The organism is Maribellus sp. YY47 (assembly GCF_023111095.1).
Classification (GTDB): Bacteria; Bacteroidota; Bacteroidia; order Bacteroidales; family Prolixibacteraceae; genus Draconibacterium.
In genome coordinates this window covers 135,303-151,054 of sequence record NZ_JALGYW010000001.1, presented here as the reverse complement: position 1 = coordinate 151,054, position 15,752 = coordinate 135,303, and the positions used below count along the sequence as shown (strand labels likewise).

General features: G+C 43.8%; 12 protein-coding genes. 5 read left to right on the top strand and 7 right to left on the bottom strand.

All coding sequences use genetic code 11. The annotated features are described in order from the left end of the window. Positions 1 to 131: 131 nt before the first annotated feature. Positions 132 to 4,727, top strand: coding sequence for a glutamate synthase large subunit (gene gltB / locus MR764_RS00730; RefSeq protein ID WP_247977465.1), 4,596 nt, complete (start codon positions 132 to 134; stop codon positions 4,725 to 4,727). Between the two features lie 19 nt (positions 4,728 to 4,746). Beyond that, positions 4,747 to 6,231 carry a glutamate synthase subunit beta gene (locus MR764_RS00725; protein WP_247977464.1) on the top strand — a complete coding sequence of 495 codons (1,485 nt, stop codon included), beginning with the start codon at positions 4,747 to 4,749 and terminating at the stop codon, positions 6,229 to 6,231. A gap of 340 nt (positions 6,232 to 6,571) precedes the next feature. On the opposite strand, the gene MR764_RS00720 is transcribed toward MR764_RS00725, so the two are convergent. Then, positions 6,572 to 7,516 (bottom strand): lysophospholipid acyltransferase family protein, encoded by a 945-nt coding sequence (locus MR764_RS00720; protein ID WP_247977463.1) that lies wholly within the window; start codon positions 7,514 to 7,516, stop codon positions 6,572 to 6,574. A gap of 12 nt (positions 7,517 to 7,528) precedes the next feature. After that, on the bottom strand, positions 7,529 to 8,464 hold the full coding sequence (locus tag MR764_RS00715) for a lysophospholipid acyltransferase family protein (protein WP_247977462.1): 936 nt from the start codon (positions 8,462 to 8,464) through the stop codon (positions 7,529 to 7,531). A 119-nt stretch (positions 8,465 to 8,583) separates the two neighbouring features. Between MR764_RS00715 and MR764_RS00710 the strand changes: the two genes are divergently transcribed. Beyond that, on the top strand, positions 8,584 to 9,363 hold the full coding sequence (locus tag MR764_RS00710) for a glycerophosphodiester phosphodiesterase family protein (protein WP_247977461.1): 780 nt from the start codon (positions 8,584 to 8,586) through the stop codon (positions 9,361 to 9,363). 204 nt (positions 9,364 to 9,567) lie between these two features. Here MR764_RS00710 and MR764_RS00705 read toward each other — a convergent pair whose 3' ends face one another. Next, complete coding sequence (locus MR764_RS00705; RefSeq protein WP_247977460.1) at positions 9,568 to 10,173, bottom strand: class I SAM-dependent methyltransferase; 606 nt, start codon at positions 10,171 to 10,173, stop codon at positions 9,568 to 9,570. A 138-nt stretch (positions 10,174 to 10,311) separates the two neighbouring features. Here MR764_RS00705 and MR764_RS00700 point away from each other — a divergent pair, with 138 nt between their 5' ends. Then, positions 10,312 to 11,178 (top strand): ChaN family lipoprotein, encoded by an 867-nt coding sequence (locus tag MR764_RS00700; RefSeq protein WP_247977459.1) that lies wholly within the window; start codon positions 10,312 to 10,314, stop codon positions 11,176 to 11,178. A gap of 224 nt (positions 11,179 to 11,402) precedes the next feature. Beyond that, the gene (locus MR764_RS00695; RefSeq protein WP_247977458.1) at positions 11,403 to 12,176 is read left to right on the top strand and encodes a LuxR C-terminal-related transcriptional regulator; all 774 of its coding nucleotides are present in this window, start codon (positions 11,403 to 11,405) and stop codon (positions 12,174 to 12,176) included. Here the strand turns inward: MR764_RS00695 and nadD are convergent, their stop codons facing one another. The 4 genes from nadD to mnmA form a co-directional block, all read right to left on the bottom strand. Beyond that, on the bottom strand, positions 12,177 to 12,803 hold the full coding sequence (gene nadD / locus MR764_RS00690) for a nicotinate (nicotinamide) nucleotide adenylyltransferase (protein ID WP_247977457.1): 627 nt from the start codon (positions 12,801 to 12,803) through the stop codon (positions 12,177 to 12,179). Positions 12,804 to 12,984: 181 nt separating this feature from the next. Further along, positions 12,985 to 13,551, bottom strand: coding sequence for a guanylate kinase (gene gmk, locus MR764_RS00685; RefSeq protein WP_247977456.1), 567 nt, complete (start codon positions 13,549 to 13,551; stop codon positions 12,985 to 12,987). 68 nt (positions 13,552 to 13,619) lie between these two features. Further along, positions 13,620 to 14,495, bottom strand: a complete 876-nt coding sequence (locus MR764_RS00680) for a YicC/YloC family endoribonuclease (RefSeq protein WP_247977455.1) — start codon at positions 14,493 to 14,495, stop codon at positions 13,620 to 13,622. Between the two features lie 63 nt (positions 14,496 to 14,558). Next, positions 14,559 to 15,737, bottom strand: coding sequence for a tRNA 2-thiouridine(34) synthase MnmA (gene mnmA, locus MR764_RS00675; protein WP_247977454.1), 1,179 nt, complete (start codon positions 15,735 to 15,737; stop codon positions 14,559 to 14,561). Positions 15,738 to 15,752: the final 15 nt, after the last annotated feature.

The following is a 15,752-nucleotide window of genomic DNA, read 5'->3' as shown; positions in this document are numbered from 1 at the left end:
GAATCTTAACGTCTTTAATTATTTTTGATTTCACTCCGTAAGTAAAATTTAATTTTAACTTACAATTTGGCAGTGCTTAATTTTAGACAGCGGTTATCACTGTACATTAAGGGAAATTTAAACAGAAAGGAATGATGATGCAGACAAAAAAACCTGTAGCGAGAGGATTGTACCGCCCCGAATTTGAACATGGGAGTTGTGGTATCGGCTTTGTAGCAAACCTAAAAGGGAGAAAGAAACACAGCGTGATTTCTGATGCTTTGTCGATGCTTGAACGTATGGAACATCGCGGGGGTACCGGGTTTGATATTAAGAGCGGTGACGGTGCAGGGATATTACTACAAATTCCACATGAACTTTTCATGGAAGAATGTCCAAAGCAGGGCATTAAATTACCTCAATTTGGAGAGTATGGCGTAGCCATGATTTTCTTCCCCAAGGAAGACGGAAAACGTTCGGAATGTAAAGATATTATCGGAAGGACACTTAAGAAATTTGGACTACCCTTCTTAGGTTATCGTGAAGTTCCGGTTGACAATTCGGATTTGGGCCGCGATTCGCTGGCTTCCGAACCCTATATCGAACAGCTTTTCATCGGAAAGCCCGATGGCATGACAGTGGAAGAGTTTGACCGCAAACTTTTTGTTTTCAGAAAATATACCGAGAAACTGGCACGTGATTCAGTTGCCGGTTTGGGATTCAATGGCATGAACATTATTTCATGTTCTTACAAAACCATTATTTACAAAGGACAGCTAACCACCGGACAGGTTTCTTTATATTTCAAAGACCTCACCAATCCGCTGGCGGTTAGCGCATTATCACTTGTTCACTCACGTTTCTCTACAAATACTTTCCCTTCGTGGAAACTGTCACAGCCATTCCGCTTTATTGCGCATAACGGCGAGATCAACACCAACAAAGGTAACATCAACTGGATGCGTGCCCGCGAAGTACTTCTGCAATGCTCAGCATTCACAAAAGAAGAACTGGAAATGATCTTCCCCATCTGTGACATCAGGGATTCAGACAGCGCCAACCTCGACATGGTTATCGAAATGCTGGTTTTGAGTGGAAGATCCTTACCTCATGTGTTGATGATGCTTATTCCTGAAGCATGGCAAAACAATCCTGACATGGATCAGAAAAAGAGAGACTTCTATGAATTCTATTCTGCCATGATGGAACCGTGGGATGGTCCGGCATCAGTATGTTTTACCGACGGAATACTAGTTGGAGCGACACTCGACCGTAACGGCTTGCGTCCGTCCCGCTATTGTCTCACGGAAGACGACACATTGATTATGTCTTCGGAAACCGGTGCAATTGATGTTCCTCACGACAAGGTGAAAATCAGAGGCCGTCTGCAACCGGGAAAAATGTTTGTTGCTGATTTGCAACAAGGTCGCATTATTTCTGACGAAGAAGTTAAAGCTGAAATTTGCTCAAGCCAGCCTTATGGCGAATGGGTAAAAAACAATATGACTTACCTGGATGATCTTCCTTTTATTCCCGACCTGGAACTAAAAGACCCGGATAAGAAAACACTCTTTAAAAGACAAAAGGCATTTGGATTTACGCATGAAGACATTGAGGTCATCCTGAAACCCATGGCAAAAACCGGAGGCGAAGCCTTGGGTTCAATGGGTGCTGACAATCCGCTGGCTGTCCTTTCCGATCGCCCGGTGCATCTGGCACATTACTTTAAGCAGTTATTCGCACAGGTAACCAATCCACCAATCGACCCCATCCGGGAGCGTATTGTTATGGACTTAAGAACCTATGTCGGTGGTTTTAAAAATATCCTGACTGAATCGCCGGAGCACTGCCGCAGAATTGCAGTTCATCAACCGGTTTTAACCAACGAACAATTGGTAAAACTGGCTTATGTTGATCATACACACTTCCAAACCAAAAAAATTAGCATCGTTTTCCATGCTAATGGAAAAGAAGGAACATTGGAGAATAAACTGGAACGTTTGTGTCAATACGTAGAAGATGCCATCGACGAAGCATACTCTATCATCTTGTTGACCGACTTTGCAGTCAGCACCGACCATGCTCCAATTCCATCTCTCCTGGCAGCCTCGGCTGTTCACCACCACCTTATTCGTGTTGGGAAAAGAGGGAAAGCTGACATTATAATGGAAGCCGGAGATGTGCGTGAAGTTCACCATTTTGCCACTTTATTGGGTTACGGTGTTTCTGCCATTAACCCATACATGGCTATCGATACCATCAAAAATCTGGTGGATGAAGGAAACCTTGGAAATCTTACCAAGGAACAAGCCGTCCAGAATTACGTGAAAGCGATCGGCAGTGGACTGCTGAAAGTATTTTCGAAAATGGGTATTTCAACTTTGGCTTCGTACCAGGGCGCGCAGATTTTCGAAGCCGTTGGTTTGAAACAGGAAGTGGTTGACAAATACTTCACCGGAACCGTTAGCCGTGTAGAAGGCTTAAGCCTTGACGACATTGCCAAAGAAGCCATGATGCGTCATCGCAAAGGATTTCCAACCCGTCAGGGTGGACCAAAAGTGCTCGAACCGGGTGGTGAATATCATTGGCGCAAAGACGGAGAACGTCACTTGTTGAGTCCGGAAGCCATCCAGCTTATCCAGGAAGCAACAAGAAAAAAGGATTACGAGAAATATAAAAAATATTGTAACGTAGTAGACGATCAGGCAAAAGCCGCTTTCACCTTACGTGGGTTGATGGATTTTAATTCCGATCGGAAATCAATCCCACTCGAAGAGGTGGAGTCGGCCAAAAGCATTCTTACCCGTTTTGCTACGGGAGCAATGTCGTTTGGATCGATCTCGTGGGAAGCACATACTACGCTCGCCATTGCCATGAACCGCATTGGCTCGAAATCAAACTCAGGAGAAGGGGGTGAAGACCCAATTCGCTACACCAAACTGCCAAATGGCGACGATATGTGCTCTGCCACCAAGCAGATTGCATCCGGACGTTTCGGTGTAAACAGCTACTACCTGAGCATGGCCAAAGAGCTGCAGATTAAAATGGCTCAGGGAGCAAAACCGGGAGAGGGAGGTCAACTTCCGGGACATAAAGTAAATGGCTGGATTGGGCGTACCCGTAACTCAACTCCGGGAGTAGGATTAATTTCGCCTCCTCCTCACCACGATATTTATTCGATTGAGGATTTGGCACAGTTGATTTTCGACCTGAAAAACAGTAACCGCGATGCACGTATCAACGTGAAACTGGTTTCTGAAACAGGAGTAGGAACGGTTGCTGCCGGCGTTTGTAAAGCAAAAGCCGATGCTGTGCTGATTTCAGGATTTGATGGAGGAACAGGTGCATCGCCAATTAGCTCAATTAAACATGCCGGTCTGCCATGGGAACTTGGGTTATCAGAAACACACCAAACATTGGTTCGCAACCGCTTACGTAACCGTATTGTGGTTCAGGCGGACGGACAGATGAAAACCTCGCGTGACCTTGCTATTGCCACCTTACTGGGTGCCGAAGAATGGGGCGTGGCTACCATGGCCCTTGTGGTGGAAGGCTGTATCATGATGCGCAAATGCCACAGCAACACATGTCCTGTGGGTGTGGCCACACAGAACGAAAGATTACGTGGTTTATTTAAAGGCAATCCGGACCATGTTGTAAACTTCTTCGAATTCCTGGTTGAAGGTCTTCGTGAGATTATGGCAGAACTCGGCTTCCGCACGATCAACGAAATGGTGGGTCAGTCGCAGTGTCTGAAATTTAAAGACGATATCGATCACTGGAAATACAAAGGTCTTGACCTGAGCCCAATTCTTTTTAAAGAAACGATTGGCGCTGAAGAAGGTCTTTACTGCACCAAAAAACAAGATCACCAGATGGAAGAAATTCTCGACTGGAAATTTGTTGAAGCTGCACAAAAAGCAATAAAAGACGGTGAAAAGGTAGCCGCAGAATTCGAGATTAAAAACATCAACCGTAGTGTTGGTACCGTTCTGTCGCACGAAGTAACCAAAGTATATAAAGGCGAAGGCTTGCCTGACGGAACCATCCATTTTAAAATGAAAGGTTCAGCCGGACAATCGTTTGGTGCATTTGTTTGCAAAGGTATCGAATTGGAGGTTGAAGGAGATGCGAACGACTATTTCGGAAAAGGATTATCCGGAGGTCATTTGACGATCTACCCGGCTAAAAATGTACAATTCATTCCTGAACAGAATATCATTGTAGGTAACGTATGTTTCTACGGGGCCACAAACGGAGAAGCTTACATCCGCGGTGTTGCCGGCGAACGTTTCTGTGTTCGTAATTCGGGAGCAAAAGTAGTAGTTGAAGGAATTGGCGACCACGGTTGCGAATACATGACCGGAGGAACAACCGTTATTCTGGGTAAAACCGGAAGAAACTTTGGTGCAGGAATGTCGGGCGGTGTTGCCTATGTACTCGATATCGACGGCAATTTCCCCAGCCTTTGTAACAAGGGAATGATTCAGCTGGAAAGAGTGGAGAACAAGCAGGATCAGGAAGAACTGAAAGCTATGATCCAGAAACACTTGGACAAAACAGGGTCAACCGTTGCAGAATATGTTCTTTCTGACTGGAACGAGACAATAGGCAAATTTGTAAAAGTTATTCCAACCGATTACAAACGCATGCTGAACTACATTGAAGAAGCCCGCAAAACGGGGAAATATGAAAAAGAGTCTGATGTTATTGATGCTGCATTTGATATGCATCTGGCCAACTTGTAATTTTTAGAGACGTTAAGACATGGGAAAGCCAACAGGATTTTTAGAATATCAAAGAATATCCAATCCAACGCGTAAAATTGAGGAGCGACTGAAAGATTGGAACGAAGTATACATTCTTCGCGACAAAGAAACATGCGAGACGCAAGGTGCCCGCTGTATGGATTGCGGAGTTCCTTTTTGCCACCGCGGTGCGCTACTGCACAACGGAGCCTCGGGATGTCCGGTGTACAACCTGATACCCGAATGGAACGACCTGATTTATAAAGGCCACTGGAGAGAAGCACTTGATCGTCTTCACCACACCAATAATTTTCCTGAGTTTACAGGAAGAGTGTGCCCTGCTCCCTGCGAGGCCGGATGTGTGCTCGGAATTAACGAGCCTGCCGTAACCATTCACGATAACGAAAGAACCATTATCGACAATGGATTTGACCAGGGATGGGTAGTTCCGGAACCACCGGAAAGCCGCACCGGTAAAACTGTTGCCGTTGTTGGATCGGGTCCGGCAGGACTGGCATGTGCTGCGCAATTAAACAAAGCCGGCCACACTGTTACTGTTTTCGAACGCGACGACCGTATTGGCGGATTGCTGATGTACGGAATTCCAAATATGAAACTGGATAAAGAGGTAGTGCAACGACGGGTGGATATTTTGGCCGCCGAAGGCATTATCTTCCAAACCAACACTGAAATCGGGAAAGACATTCGCACCAAAAAATTAATCGAAGATTTTGATGCCGTTGTTTTAACCACCGGTTCTACCAAACCTCGCGATTTAAAGGTTGAAGGCCGTGAGTTGGATGGCGTTCATTTTGCCATGGAATTCCTGGCTGCCAATACAAAAAGTTTGCTCGACAGCCGACTTGAAGATGGCAAATACATCTCGGCAAAAGATAAAAATGTAATCGTAATTGGAGGTGGTGACACCGGTACCGACTGTGTGGCAACATCGTTGCGTCATGGCTGTAAAAGCATTACTCAGCTTGAAATTATGCCGCAGCCTCCAAAAGAACGCAACAAAGCTATTAACCCATGGCCCGAATGGCCCGGCAGCGAAAAGACCGATTACGGTCAGCATGAAGCGATTGTCGCGAAAGGAAAAGATCCGCGCCAATATTCTGTAATGACCACTAAAATTGAAGGAAACAATGGCAAAGTAAAAGCCTTGCACACCGTACAGGTGGAATGGGTAAAAACGGATAACGGCGGCAGAATGCCTCAGGCAATTCCCGGAACAGAAAGATACATGAAAGCAGACCTGGTACTGTTGGCGATGGGTTTCCTGGGTCCTGAGGATAAAATTGCGGAAGAGCTGAATATGGAACGCGATCCAAGATCGAATTATAAAGCAGAGTACGGCCAATTTAAAACCAGCATTAAAAAGGTTTTTGCTGCCGGAGATGCCCGTAGAGGACAGTCGCTGGTAGTTTGGGCCATTAATGAAGGACGTGCCGCTGCCCGCGAAGTGGATCTTTACTTAATGGGCGACACTGTATTGCCATAACAAAAAAAGGCTATGCATTGCCTGTAAGTTAATTGCGATCGTCGTGGAAATGCAAACGAGCGTAAGCAAACATCGGTAGTGAAAACTGCCGGTGCTGCAGAACAAGGAGCAAGCACGGTTGTAACTTATTCCAGACCGGAAAAGCAGAACACAGAACGTTGATGTTTTTCGCAGGAAATAATGGTACAAGCGATTTAAAACAGATTGATTTGGATTAAAATCAAATAGTGCAGTTTTTTCAGGGGGACCGGATAAAAGGACATTTTCCTAACTAATCACTATTCCTTGACCAGAACGTGATGAAGCCGGTTACCCCTTTTTTGTGCCTGATTTTCAGCAATTATAACGTCAGCTCGATTCCTTCCGGGCGTCGGTGTTTCCAGCGGCGATGAGACCAAAGATAGTATTCGGGAGTTTCCCTGATGATTTCTTCCATCTTTCGGATATAAGCCAGCATGATATCTTTCGACTCTACATTTTTTGGCTCTTCAAACATTAACGATACATCAGCTTCATACTTTCCTCTGCCTGTTTTCTTCAGATGAAGAAAGAATACCGGCTGATTGGTTTTTATCGCAATCTTTTCGGGGCCGGAAAAAAACGGAGCTTCACGGTTTAAAAACAGGGTCCAGAAAGGCGAATCGGCCGAAGGCGTTTGATCGGCAGCCAGCCACAAGGCTACCGGTTCTTTTTTACGAACCGCATCGATGGCCATGCGCGCCGATTTATGTACCGGAACCGAAACACCACCCCACTTCTCGCGCGAGTGAGCAATAAACTTGTCGAGCGCCTGATTTCCCCGCATAGGATTCACAATCATCAGCAGCTTGTTGTCCCAGCGCTTTTGAATAGAACTACACCATTCCCAGTTGTTGTAATGAAATCCGAGCAAAATAATGCTTTTCCCCTGGCTCGTATATTCACTCACCTGATCCATCCCTTTAACCGTCAACCTTTTCTTCATTTCGGCATCGTTCATACTGTATAACTTCACGGTTTCAAGCGCAAAGTCACAAAAATGCCGGTAGAATTTATTAGCAATCTGATTTTTCTCCTCTTCTGACTTTTCGGGAAAAGCATAAGTCAGATTTTCAAGAATAACTTTCTTCCGGTACTTTACAACGTTCTTCAAAAGAAAGTATAGGACATTTGAAATACCATAAATCACCCAAAAAGGAAGTATGGAAAGAAAACGCAGGAAAAGGACCAGTGTCCCGTTGCCGATCTTTTTGAAAAATCCTTCGTGGTAGCGTTTATCTCGTTTTGCCAGTTCTTTATCAATCATTGTTTTCTCTTTTTACTGAATAAGCGGTGCGGTTGCCGGGCGTTGGTGCTTCCAGCGCCTGTGGCTCCACAAATAATATTCGGGTGCCTCGTATATGGCTTCTTCCATTTTGCGAATATACGTCAGCAATATTTCATTCGGAGCAGCTTTAACCGGTTCTTCCACCATCAGCGTAAATTCGTATTCGTATTTTCCCCGTGCTACTTTCTTAACCTTCTGGAAAAACACAGGTTGATTTGTTTTTCGCGCAATCTTTTCAGGGCCCGTATAAAATGCTCCCTCGCGGTTCAGAAACAAGGCCCACGATCCCAATTCGGGCAAGGCCCTCTGGTCGGCCACCAGCCACAACAACGAAGGCTTGCTCTTTTTAGCTGCGTCAAAAGCCGCTTTTGCAGCACGCCCCATTTGCACTGCCTGTCCGCCCCATTTTTCGCGCGAAAGTAATAAAAAGTCATCCATTGGCGGGTTATTCCTCATTTTATTGTACACCATCAGGATATGATGCTTCGATTGTGTTTGAAGGTAACTCCCCCACTCCCAGTTATTGTGGTGACAAGCCAGCACGATTACACCTTTCCCTTCTTCCGCATACCGGTTCATCTCTTCCACTCCAATAAAGCGCACCCTTTTTTGAATCTCTTTTTCTTTCATGTAATGCAATTTCGCGGATTCCAGGAAAACATCGGAAAGATGCCGGTAAAAGCGATTCTGCAGTTCAACAATTTCTTCATCTCTTTTATCCGGAAATGCAGCTTTAAGATTTTCGAGAATCACGGCATTTCTATACTGTACGATGTACTTCAGCACAAAATAAATCCCGTCAGCCAACAAATACAAAGCGCCAAAGGGTAATCGCGCCATTGCCTTCAAAAGCAACACCACAAATACATTTGAAGCTCCTGATAACCCGTCCCCGGTCTTCTTGCTTTTCCTGTTTGTTTTGGTCATGTTGTAAAAGGCGGTGAAGAAAATAATAACCTTTAAAATGCATTAAAAGTGGTTTCAAAACTACATTTTTAAGCTTACATTCGCTAAAATTATTGTTACTATCGATACAAAGCAACATCATGAAGACAATTATTTCAATTCTGTTATTTACCGTTTTTGGGTATAATCTTATGGCACAAAGTTCTATCATTGCTCATCGGGGCGCTTCTTACCTGGCACCTGAAAATACGGTCGCTTCGGCTAAGCTGGCGTGGGAACTTGGCGCTGACGCCGTGGAAATTGACATTCACCTGGCCAAAGACAACCGGATTATGGTGATACACGACAAAAACACCAAAAGAACCTGTAACGGCAAAAAGAACCTCGAAATAAAAACAACACCTTCGATTCTGCTGCGTGACCTCGATGCTGGTATTTGGAAAGGTGAGGAATTTAAAGGTGAGAAAATTCCGTACTTATCGGAAGTTATTCAAACCATTCCGGCCAACAAAACGCTGGTGGTAGAAATTAAATGCGGTGCTGAAGTCGTTCCGTTGCTGGAGCGGGTGCTGGAAGAAAGCGGAAAACAGGATCAAATTGTATTTATCAGTTTCGACTGGAATACGATTGTGAAAGCGCAAAAAGCTTTTCCGAAAAACAAATGTTACTGGCTGAGTTCAGCAAAACAAGGATTGACCCAGAAAATGGAGGAAGCCGCTACTAAAGGGCTCGCCGGAGTGAATCTGCAAAGTTCCATCATCAGCGAGGAAGTAATGGCAACTGCAAAAAAGCTAAACCTCGAAATGTTGGCATGGACTGTTGACGATCCCGCTGAAGCCAAACGCCTTGCTGACATCGGCGTGTCAGGGATTACCACCAACCGACCCAAATGGTTAAAAGAAGAAATGGCAAAATTATAATGCAAAAAGGGAATCTCGCGATTCCCTTTTTTTTGACGTTTTTTGAACAGTGCTAAATCGTAAAATAACCAAGTATTAATTATACGATCAAAACTACGAAATAACTATGTTAAAGACATTTAATGAAAACCGCGTTACTGTTAAACAAAATTTAGCTTTGTTAAAATGTGTGTCCAACTGTGAAAATCATTGAATGAAAGTTAATTATACCCGGCTACGTGCAACTACCAGTTGAAAAGCACCTTTTCCGATTGCCTGCGCTTTTTCAATGGAAAGCCCGTTTCCCGGCAAGATCGATTCCAAACCACCGGCGCGAGTATAACTTTTAAAATTCCGGTTATGATCTCTCCCGGCCAGAAACTCCGCCACTCTTGAAGCAACTCCCACATAATTTCCGGGTAGCGGAACGGCATAGTCAAGAACGACGATTTTATTGGCCACCTTTTGAATCTCAAGTAAAACAGGATGGCGCAAATCAGGATCAAACTGATGCAAGGCGAGTGAAAGAATAGCCACATCAAATTTGTCGCCATAAAACCTGGACAAATCCCTCGCGTCTTCATCATAAAACCGGGCATCAGTGAGTTTGCGCTTATTCGCTTCCTTTTGAGCAAAACGCACCATCGAGTCGCTTAGATCAACACCGGTAACTGAAGCCGTCAACCGGGCCAGTTCAAAAAGCTGTGCTCCCGTTCCACAGGCAACATCAATAACCCGATCTCCCGGGTTAATATGCTGCGACACTCGTTTTCTCAACTGCTGTAAAAAAGGATCGATTACTGTGCTGTAAAAAATACCCGACTCTACCATCTCGTACTTTATTGTCGATTTGAAAAATAACCATTTTTATTGCAATGAAAAAGTGCAGGCTGAAATGAGTTCCCATTCTTTATTCTTTTACGGAAAACCCCTTTCTCCTATTTTTGTTATTAACTGAAACAAAACAATATGCAAAGATTCAAGTCCTTAATCCTGATTATTTTCGTGGTTTTTACAGCATTCAAGTCCGACAAACCAGCCTACCTTCTTTTTGACAAAGATGGGAAAACCACTAAGTATGAAAAGCTACTGCGACAAATCGAAGACGCTGATATTGTTCTTTTTGGCGAACTGCACGACAATCCGATTTCGCACTGGCTGGAACTGGAAGTTACAAAAGACATGTATGAAATAGCAGGGAACAACCTGATCTTGGGAGCAGAAATGTTTGAAACCGACAATCAGCTCATTTTAACCGAATATGTTGACAGCCTGATTTTGACCAGCAGGTTTGAAGACGAAGCCAAATTATGGCCCAACTATAAAACCGACTACAAACCTTTAGTTGAATTCGCCCGCACAAACAAGCTTACTTTTGTAGCTACCAATGTACCCCGACGCTATGCTTCGCTGGTAAATGCGAAAGGCCTGGAAGCCCTGGAAGAACTCCCCGAAGAAGCAAAAGCCTATCTTCCTCCGCTGCCAATTGCATACGATCCGACCCTTAACTGCTATAAAAGCATGTTGGAAATGGAAGGAATGGGAAGTCATGTAAACGAGAATTTTCCGAAAGCACAGGCGATAAAAGACGCCACCATGGCCAATTCCATCCTGAAACACTGGGAGCCCGGGAAAAAACTGCTTCATTACCACGGCGCCTACCACAGTCAAAATTTCGAAAGTATTTATTGGTACCTGAAACAGTACAAACCCGAGCTACGAATTGTTACCATCCACTGTGTTACCCAAAATGATATTTCGGAACTGGAAAAGGATAATACCGGACTTGCTGATTTTACCATCTGCATAGACGAGGATATGACACGAACAAGGTGAAACTTCGAATCGGCATTATTGCCGGACGAGGCCATATAACGTAAAAAAGGCAGCATTTAAATGTCGCCTTTCTTTACGGTGCGAATGGAGAATATTTTTAAGGGAGGGAAGTTGTTCTTTTTCGCATTGCAATATAATCGAGGATTTCCTATTTTTAAATACCTAATTTTAGGTATTTTAGCAAAGCCATGTTAACATAAGCTGTAATGTAAGGAATCAGAAAAATGGATAACGAAAGTGTAGCAAGAATCAAGGAGGCATGGAAACCCAACAAAATTGAGAAACCGGTAAAAACAGAATTATACCTGAACGTTATTGAACAAGTTGCCAACTTGTTCTCGGCAGGAAGTTTCTACTATTACATCTTAAATTTTGAAACCCTCCAAATGGAATATGTGGATAAAAGAATTGAATCGATACTGGGATTTAAACCTGCTGAATGGAGCTTAGATAAAGCGTTTGAACTGATACACCCCGAAGATCTGAATCAAATGCACCGAAAGGAAGCCGCAGCCGTCGATTTTCTTCTTAACCGAATCCCTCCTGAAGACATTTTACACTACAAAGTGGTTTACGTGATTCGCATCAGGCATGCGAATGGCAGCTACAAAACCATCCTTCATCAATCAAAAACACTCAGTTTATCTGAAGATAAAAAAGCGCAGCAGGTACTGGGTATCCACACCGATGTCAGCTATCTGGACATGCCCATCGACAACAAAATATCGTTTATCGGCGATGGCCGTCCTTCCTATTATGCCATATCCACCGACGATGATTTTATTCCGAAACAATACAACTATGAAACGCTTTTCACTCCTCGGGAAAAAGAAATTCTGAGAAATATTGCCAATGGACAAACTTTTGGAGAAATCGCAGAAATCCTGAATATTTCACCTCATACCATCAATACCCACAAGAAAAATATTCTACGCAAAACCGATTGTAAAACCACCACTGAACTGATCGCGCGCTGTGTTCGGGACGGTATTATTTAACTATTTGTAGAAATTCATTTCTTCGAGGTACTCCCATGTTTTGGGAGGTAAAAAATGCCGGACATCTTTCCCTTCACTAATCGCATTTCGGATAAAGGATGCCGATATTTCCATTAGTGGAGCATCTGCTGCGATTGTTATATTTTTATGATTAACCAGCACCTTTGATGGATCAAAACCCGGACGGGGATAAACAACCACACCATAATTTTCCAGAATGGTTTCGAAGTTTTTCCACTTGTGAAAACTCTCCAGATTATCAGAACCCATCATAATAACAAAGTCGTAGTTCGGATGCTGTTCTTTTAAATATGCGAGAGTATCTACTGTGTAACTGGGTTTGGGCAGGTTGAATTCGATATTGGAAGCCCGCAAGCGGTCGTCGCCTTCCACGGCGCGATGCACCATTTCGAGGCGTTGGTAATCGTCGAGCAGGTTATTCTTTTTTTTATGCGGATTATGCGGCGAAACCACAAACCAAAGCTGATCAATATCGGTGAACTCCACCATGTAATTGGCAATCGCCAGGTGCCCGATGTGAATCGGATTGTACGAGCCAAAGTACAAACCAACTTTTAAGCGGAGATTGGTTTTTGGTGCGAGTATGTCGATAACCGGATTGCTCATGAATGTTTAAAGTCGCAATATTGAATGTTCAATATTCAAAAATAGTGCATTATTTGTGAGTTGAAAATTGAATATTGATTATTGGATATTTTGACTTCGTGTTTATTCATCGGATGAAAGTTCAGCATTTTTTGAATCAGATTCCAACCCGTTGACTGATGGATGAAATGACAACCCAATGCTAGTCCGCTAAGAACTTTCCAATTACCTTTTCCACCTCGTCGCAGGCTTCTTCGAGCTTGTCGTTTACAATTACCACGTCAAATTTGGGTGCGAAACTGAGTTCATGTTCAGCTTTGGCAATTCGCATGGCAATTTTCTCCTCGGTTTCGGTTGAACGGGCCGTTAAACGGTTTCTCAACTCTTCCACCGACGGTGGCTGAACAAAAACCGCCAGCGCCTCATCGCCATAATATTTCTTGATGTTTAACCCACCGACTACGTCCACATCAAAAATCACGTTCTTGCCTTCTTCCCGAATACGTTCCACCTCGCTTTTAAGGGTTCCGTAGAAGATTCCGGAATAAACTTCTTCCCACTCCAGAAAATCGTTTTTTTCTATTCTTTCCTTGAATTCCGATTCGGAAAGAAAGTAGTAATCTTTTCCATGGGTTTCGGTATGACGCGGTGCACGCGAAGTGGCCGAAACTGAAAATTCGAGATTAAAGCCTTTATCGAGTAAATGACGTACGATAGTGGTTTTACCGGCTCCCGACGGAGCAGAAAATATAATAAGCTTTCCTTTCATAAATGAGCTTCAAGCCACCAGCCTCTAGCTGCGGGCTTTTCTTTGAACTTTAAACACTAAACTCTGAACTACAGTACATTTAACAACTGCTCCTTCACCCGTTCCAGATGATCTTTCATGTGAACAACAATGCGTTGAATGTTGCTGTCGTTGGCTTTGGAACCGATGGTATTGATCTCGCGGCCAATTTCCTGCGAAATAAACCCAAGTTTTTTACCTGAAGATTCCTTTAAACCGGCCGTTTCGTAAAAGTAATTACAGTGGTTGTTCAGACGCACTTTTTCTTCGTTGATATCCAGTTTCTCAAGGTAAAAAATCAGTTCCTGCTCAAAACGATTCTGATCCACGTTACCGTTCATCTTCAGGCTTTCCAGGTTGTCCGTCAGCCTTGTTTTTACGGCTTCGATCCGTTGTTTTTCAAAAGGCTCGATATCTTTCAGCAACTGATGAATGCTTTTTACATTTCCGATAATATCCGTTTCGAGCGCCAATCCTTCCTTGTCGCGAAACGTATCGATATCATTCAGCGCTTTTCTAATATTCGCTTCGATGGTTTCCCATTCCTGCTCGTCGAGCGATTCGTATTCGGTTTTTACCACATCGGGTAAACGCAAAGCAGCATGCAACGTACGATGATCAGTGGTAAGTCCCAGTTTATCACTTACCTCTTTCAGCTGATGAAAATACCCTTTCAGAATCTGTTCGTTGATTTTGGAATTGGTTTCATCACCCAGATTTTCGACATAAATATTTAAATCAACTTTTCCACGAACCAGTTTTTCGGAGATTAGCTTACGAATTTCTATATCCTTTTCGCGATACAATGCGGGTGTGCGGGTATTAATATCGATTTGTTTGCTGTTCAGCGATTTTATTTCGATGGTTATTTTCTTGTTGTTTATCTCAAATTCGGCTTTCCCAAAGCCGGTCATCGATTTTATCATGTGTTAAAAATTTTGTCCTAAGTTAGTTATTAAGTCGAAGCAACGAGCTACTGAACCAATGTTTTAAGCAATCACTCCAGAACCAATTAATTCATCGCCGTCGTACCAGGCTGCAAACTGCCCCGAAGTGATTCCGCGCTGCTCGTTTTCGAATAAAAACCAGGCTCCGTCTTCGCGCAAATGAATGGTTCCTTTTTCGAGCGGCTGACGGTAACGGATGCGGATTTCGTAGTCGCGCTTCTCTCCCTCCTGCATTTTCAAATCGGTCCTTATCCAGTGCACATCTTCGTTGGCAATAAACAATCCTTTCCGGTGTAAGCCCGGATGATTCTGTCCTTCGCCCACATAAACAATATTCCGTTTTACATCGGTACCAATTACAAACAACGGTTCTTTGTGCCCGCCAATGTTTAGTCCCTTTCTTTGCCCGATGGTATAAAAATGTGCGCCTTCGTGTTCTCCAATCACTTGTCCGTTCCAGGGTTTATACGGAAACGGAAAACAGAGCTTACGATAGTTTTCTTCGTTTATTTCAACTTGCTTTTTCTTTTCCATGAAAGCAGCCGGAATCTCAATAACGTTACCCGCTTTTGGTTCAAGTTGCTGCTGAAGAAAAGTAGGAAGATCAACTTTACCAACAAAACAAATCCCCTGCGAATCCTTACGTTCAGCAGTCGGAAGATTTTGCTCGCGGGCAATTTCGCGCACTTCGGGTTTTAACAAATCACCAATCGGAAACATGGCTTTCGACAGCTGCTCCTGGCTTAATTGGCATAAAAAATAACTCTGATCTTTATTCGGATCTTTCCCGGCCAGCAACTGATGAATGGTTTCGCCGTTTACTACCACCTCACTTTTGCGGCAATAATGCCCGGTTGCCACAAAATCGGCATCAAACTTCATCGCTTCTTCGAGGAAGGTATCAAATTTGATTTCCCGGTTACACAGCACGTCGGGATTGGGTGTGCGGCCCGCCTGGTATTCGGTAAACATATAGTCGATCACACGCTTTTTGTAATCCTTGCTTAAATCAACAATATGAAACGGAATGTCCAGTTTTTTGGCCACCATTTTTGCAATCAGCGAATCTTCTTCCCAGGTACACGAGCTGGTAAGCACACCTTCGCGTTCATGATAATTGATCATAAACAGTGCGATCACATCGTAGCCCTGCTGTTTCAGCAAATACGCAGCTACGCTTGAATCAACTCCGCCCGATAATCCTACAACCACTCTTTTCATGGCGCAAAAGTAGAA

Bases quoted from the DNA above. Each gene is read 5' to 3' on its own strand.
- MR764_RS00725 (WP_247977464.1), top strand. From the start codon at position 4,747: ATGGGAAAGCCAACAGGATTTTTAGAATATCAAAGAATATCCAATCCA.
- MR764_RS00710 (WP_247977461.1), top strand. From the start codon at position 8,584: ATGAAGACAATTATTTCAATTCTGTTATTTACCGTTTTTGGGTATAAT.
- gmk (WP_247977456.1), bottom strand. From the start codon at position 13,551: ATGAAAGGAAAGCTTATTATATTTTCTGCTCCGTCGGGAGCCGGTAAA.
- MR764_RS00695 (WP_247977458.1), top strand. From the start codon at position 11,403: ATGGATAACGAAAGTGTAGCAAGAATCAAGGAGGCATGGAAACCCAAC.
- MR764_RS00680 (WP_247977455.1), bottom strand. From the start codon at position 14,495: ATGATAAAATCGATGACCGGCTTTGGGAAAGCCGAATTTGAGATAAAC.
- MR764_RS00715 (WP_247977462.1), bottom strand. From the start codon at position 8,464: ATGACCAAAACAAACAGGAAAAGCAAGAAGACCGGGGACGGGTTATCA.
- MR764_RS00705 (WP_247977460.1), bottom strand. From the start codon at position 10,173: ATGGTAGAGTCGGGTATTTTTTACAGCACAGTAATCGATCCTTTTTTA.
- MR764_RS00720 (WP_247977463.1), bottom strand. From the start codon at position 7,516: ATGATTGATAAAGAACTGGCAAAACGAGATAAACGCTACCACGAAGGA.
- nadD (WP_247977457.1), bottom strand. From the start codon at position 12,803: ATGAGCAATCCGGTTATCGACATACTCGCACCAAAAACCAATCTCCGC.
- MR764_RS00700 (WP_247977459.1), top strand. From the start codon at position 10,312: ATGCAAAGATTCAAGTCCTTAATCCTGATTATTTTCGTGGTTTTTACA.
- mnmA (WP_247977454.1), bottom strand. From the start codon at position 15,737: ATGAAAAGAGTGGTTGTAGGATTATCGGGCGGAGTTGATTCAAGCGTA.
- gltB (WP_247977465.1), top strand. From the start codon at position 132: ATGATGATGCAGACAAAAAAACCTGTAGCGAGAGGATTGTACCGCCCC.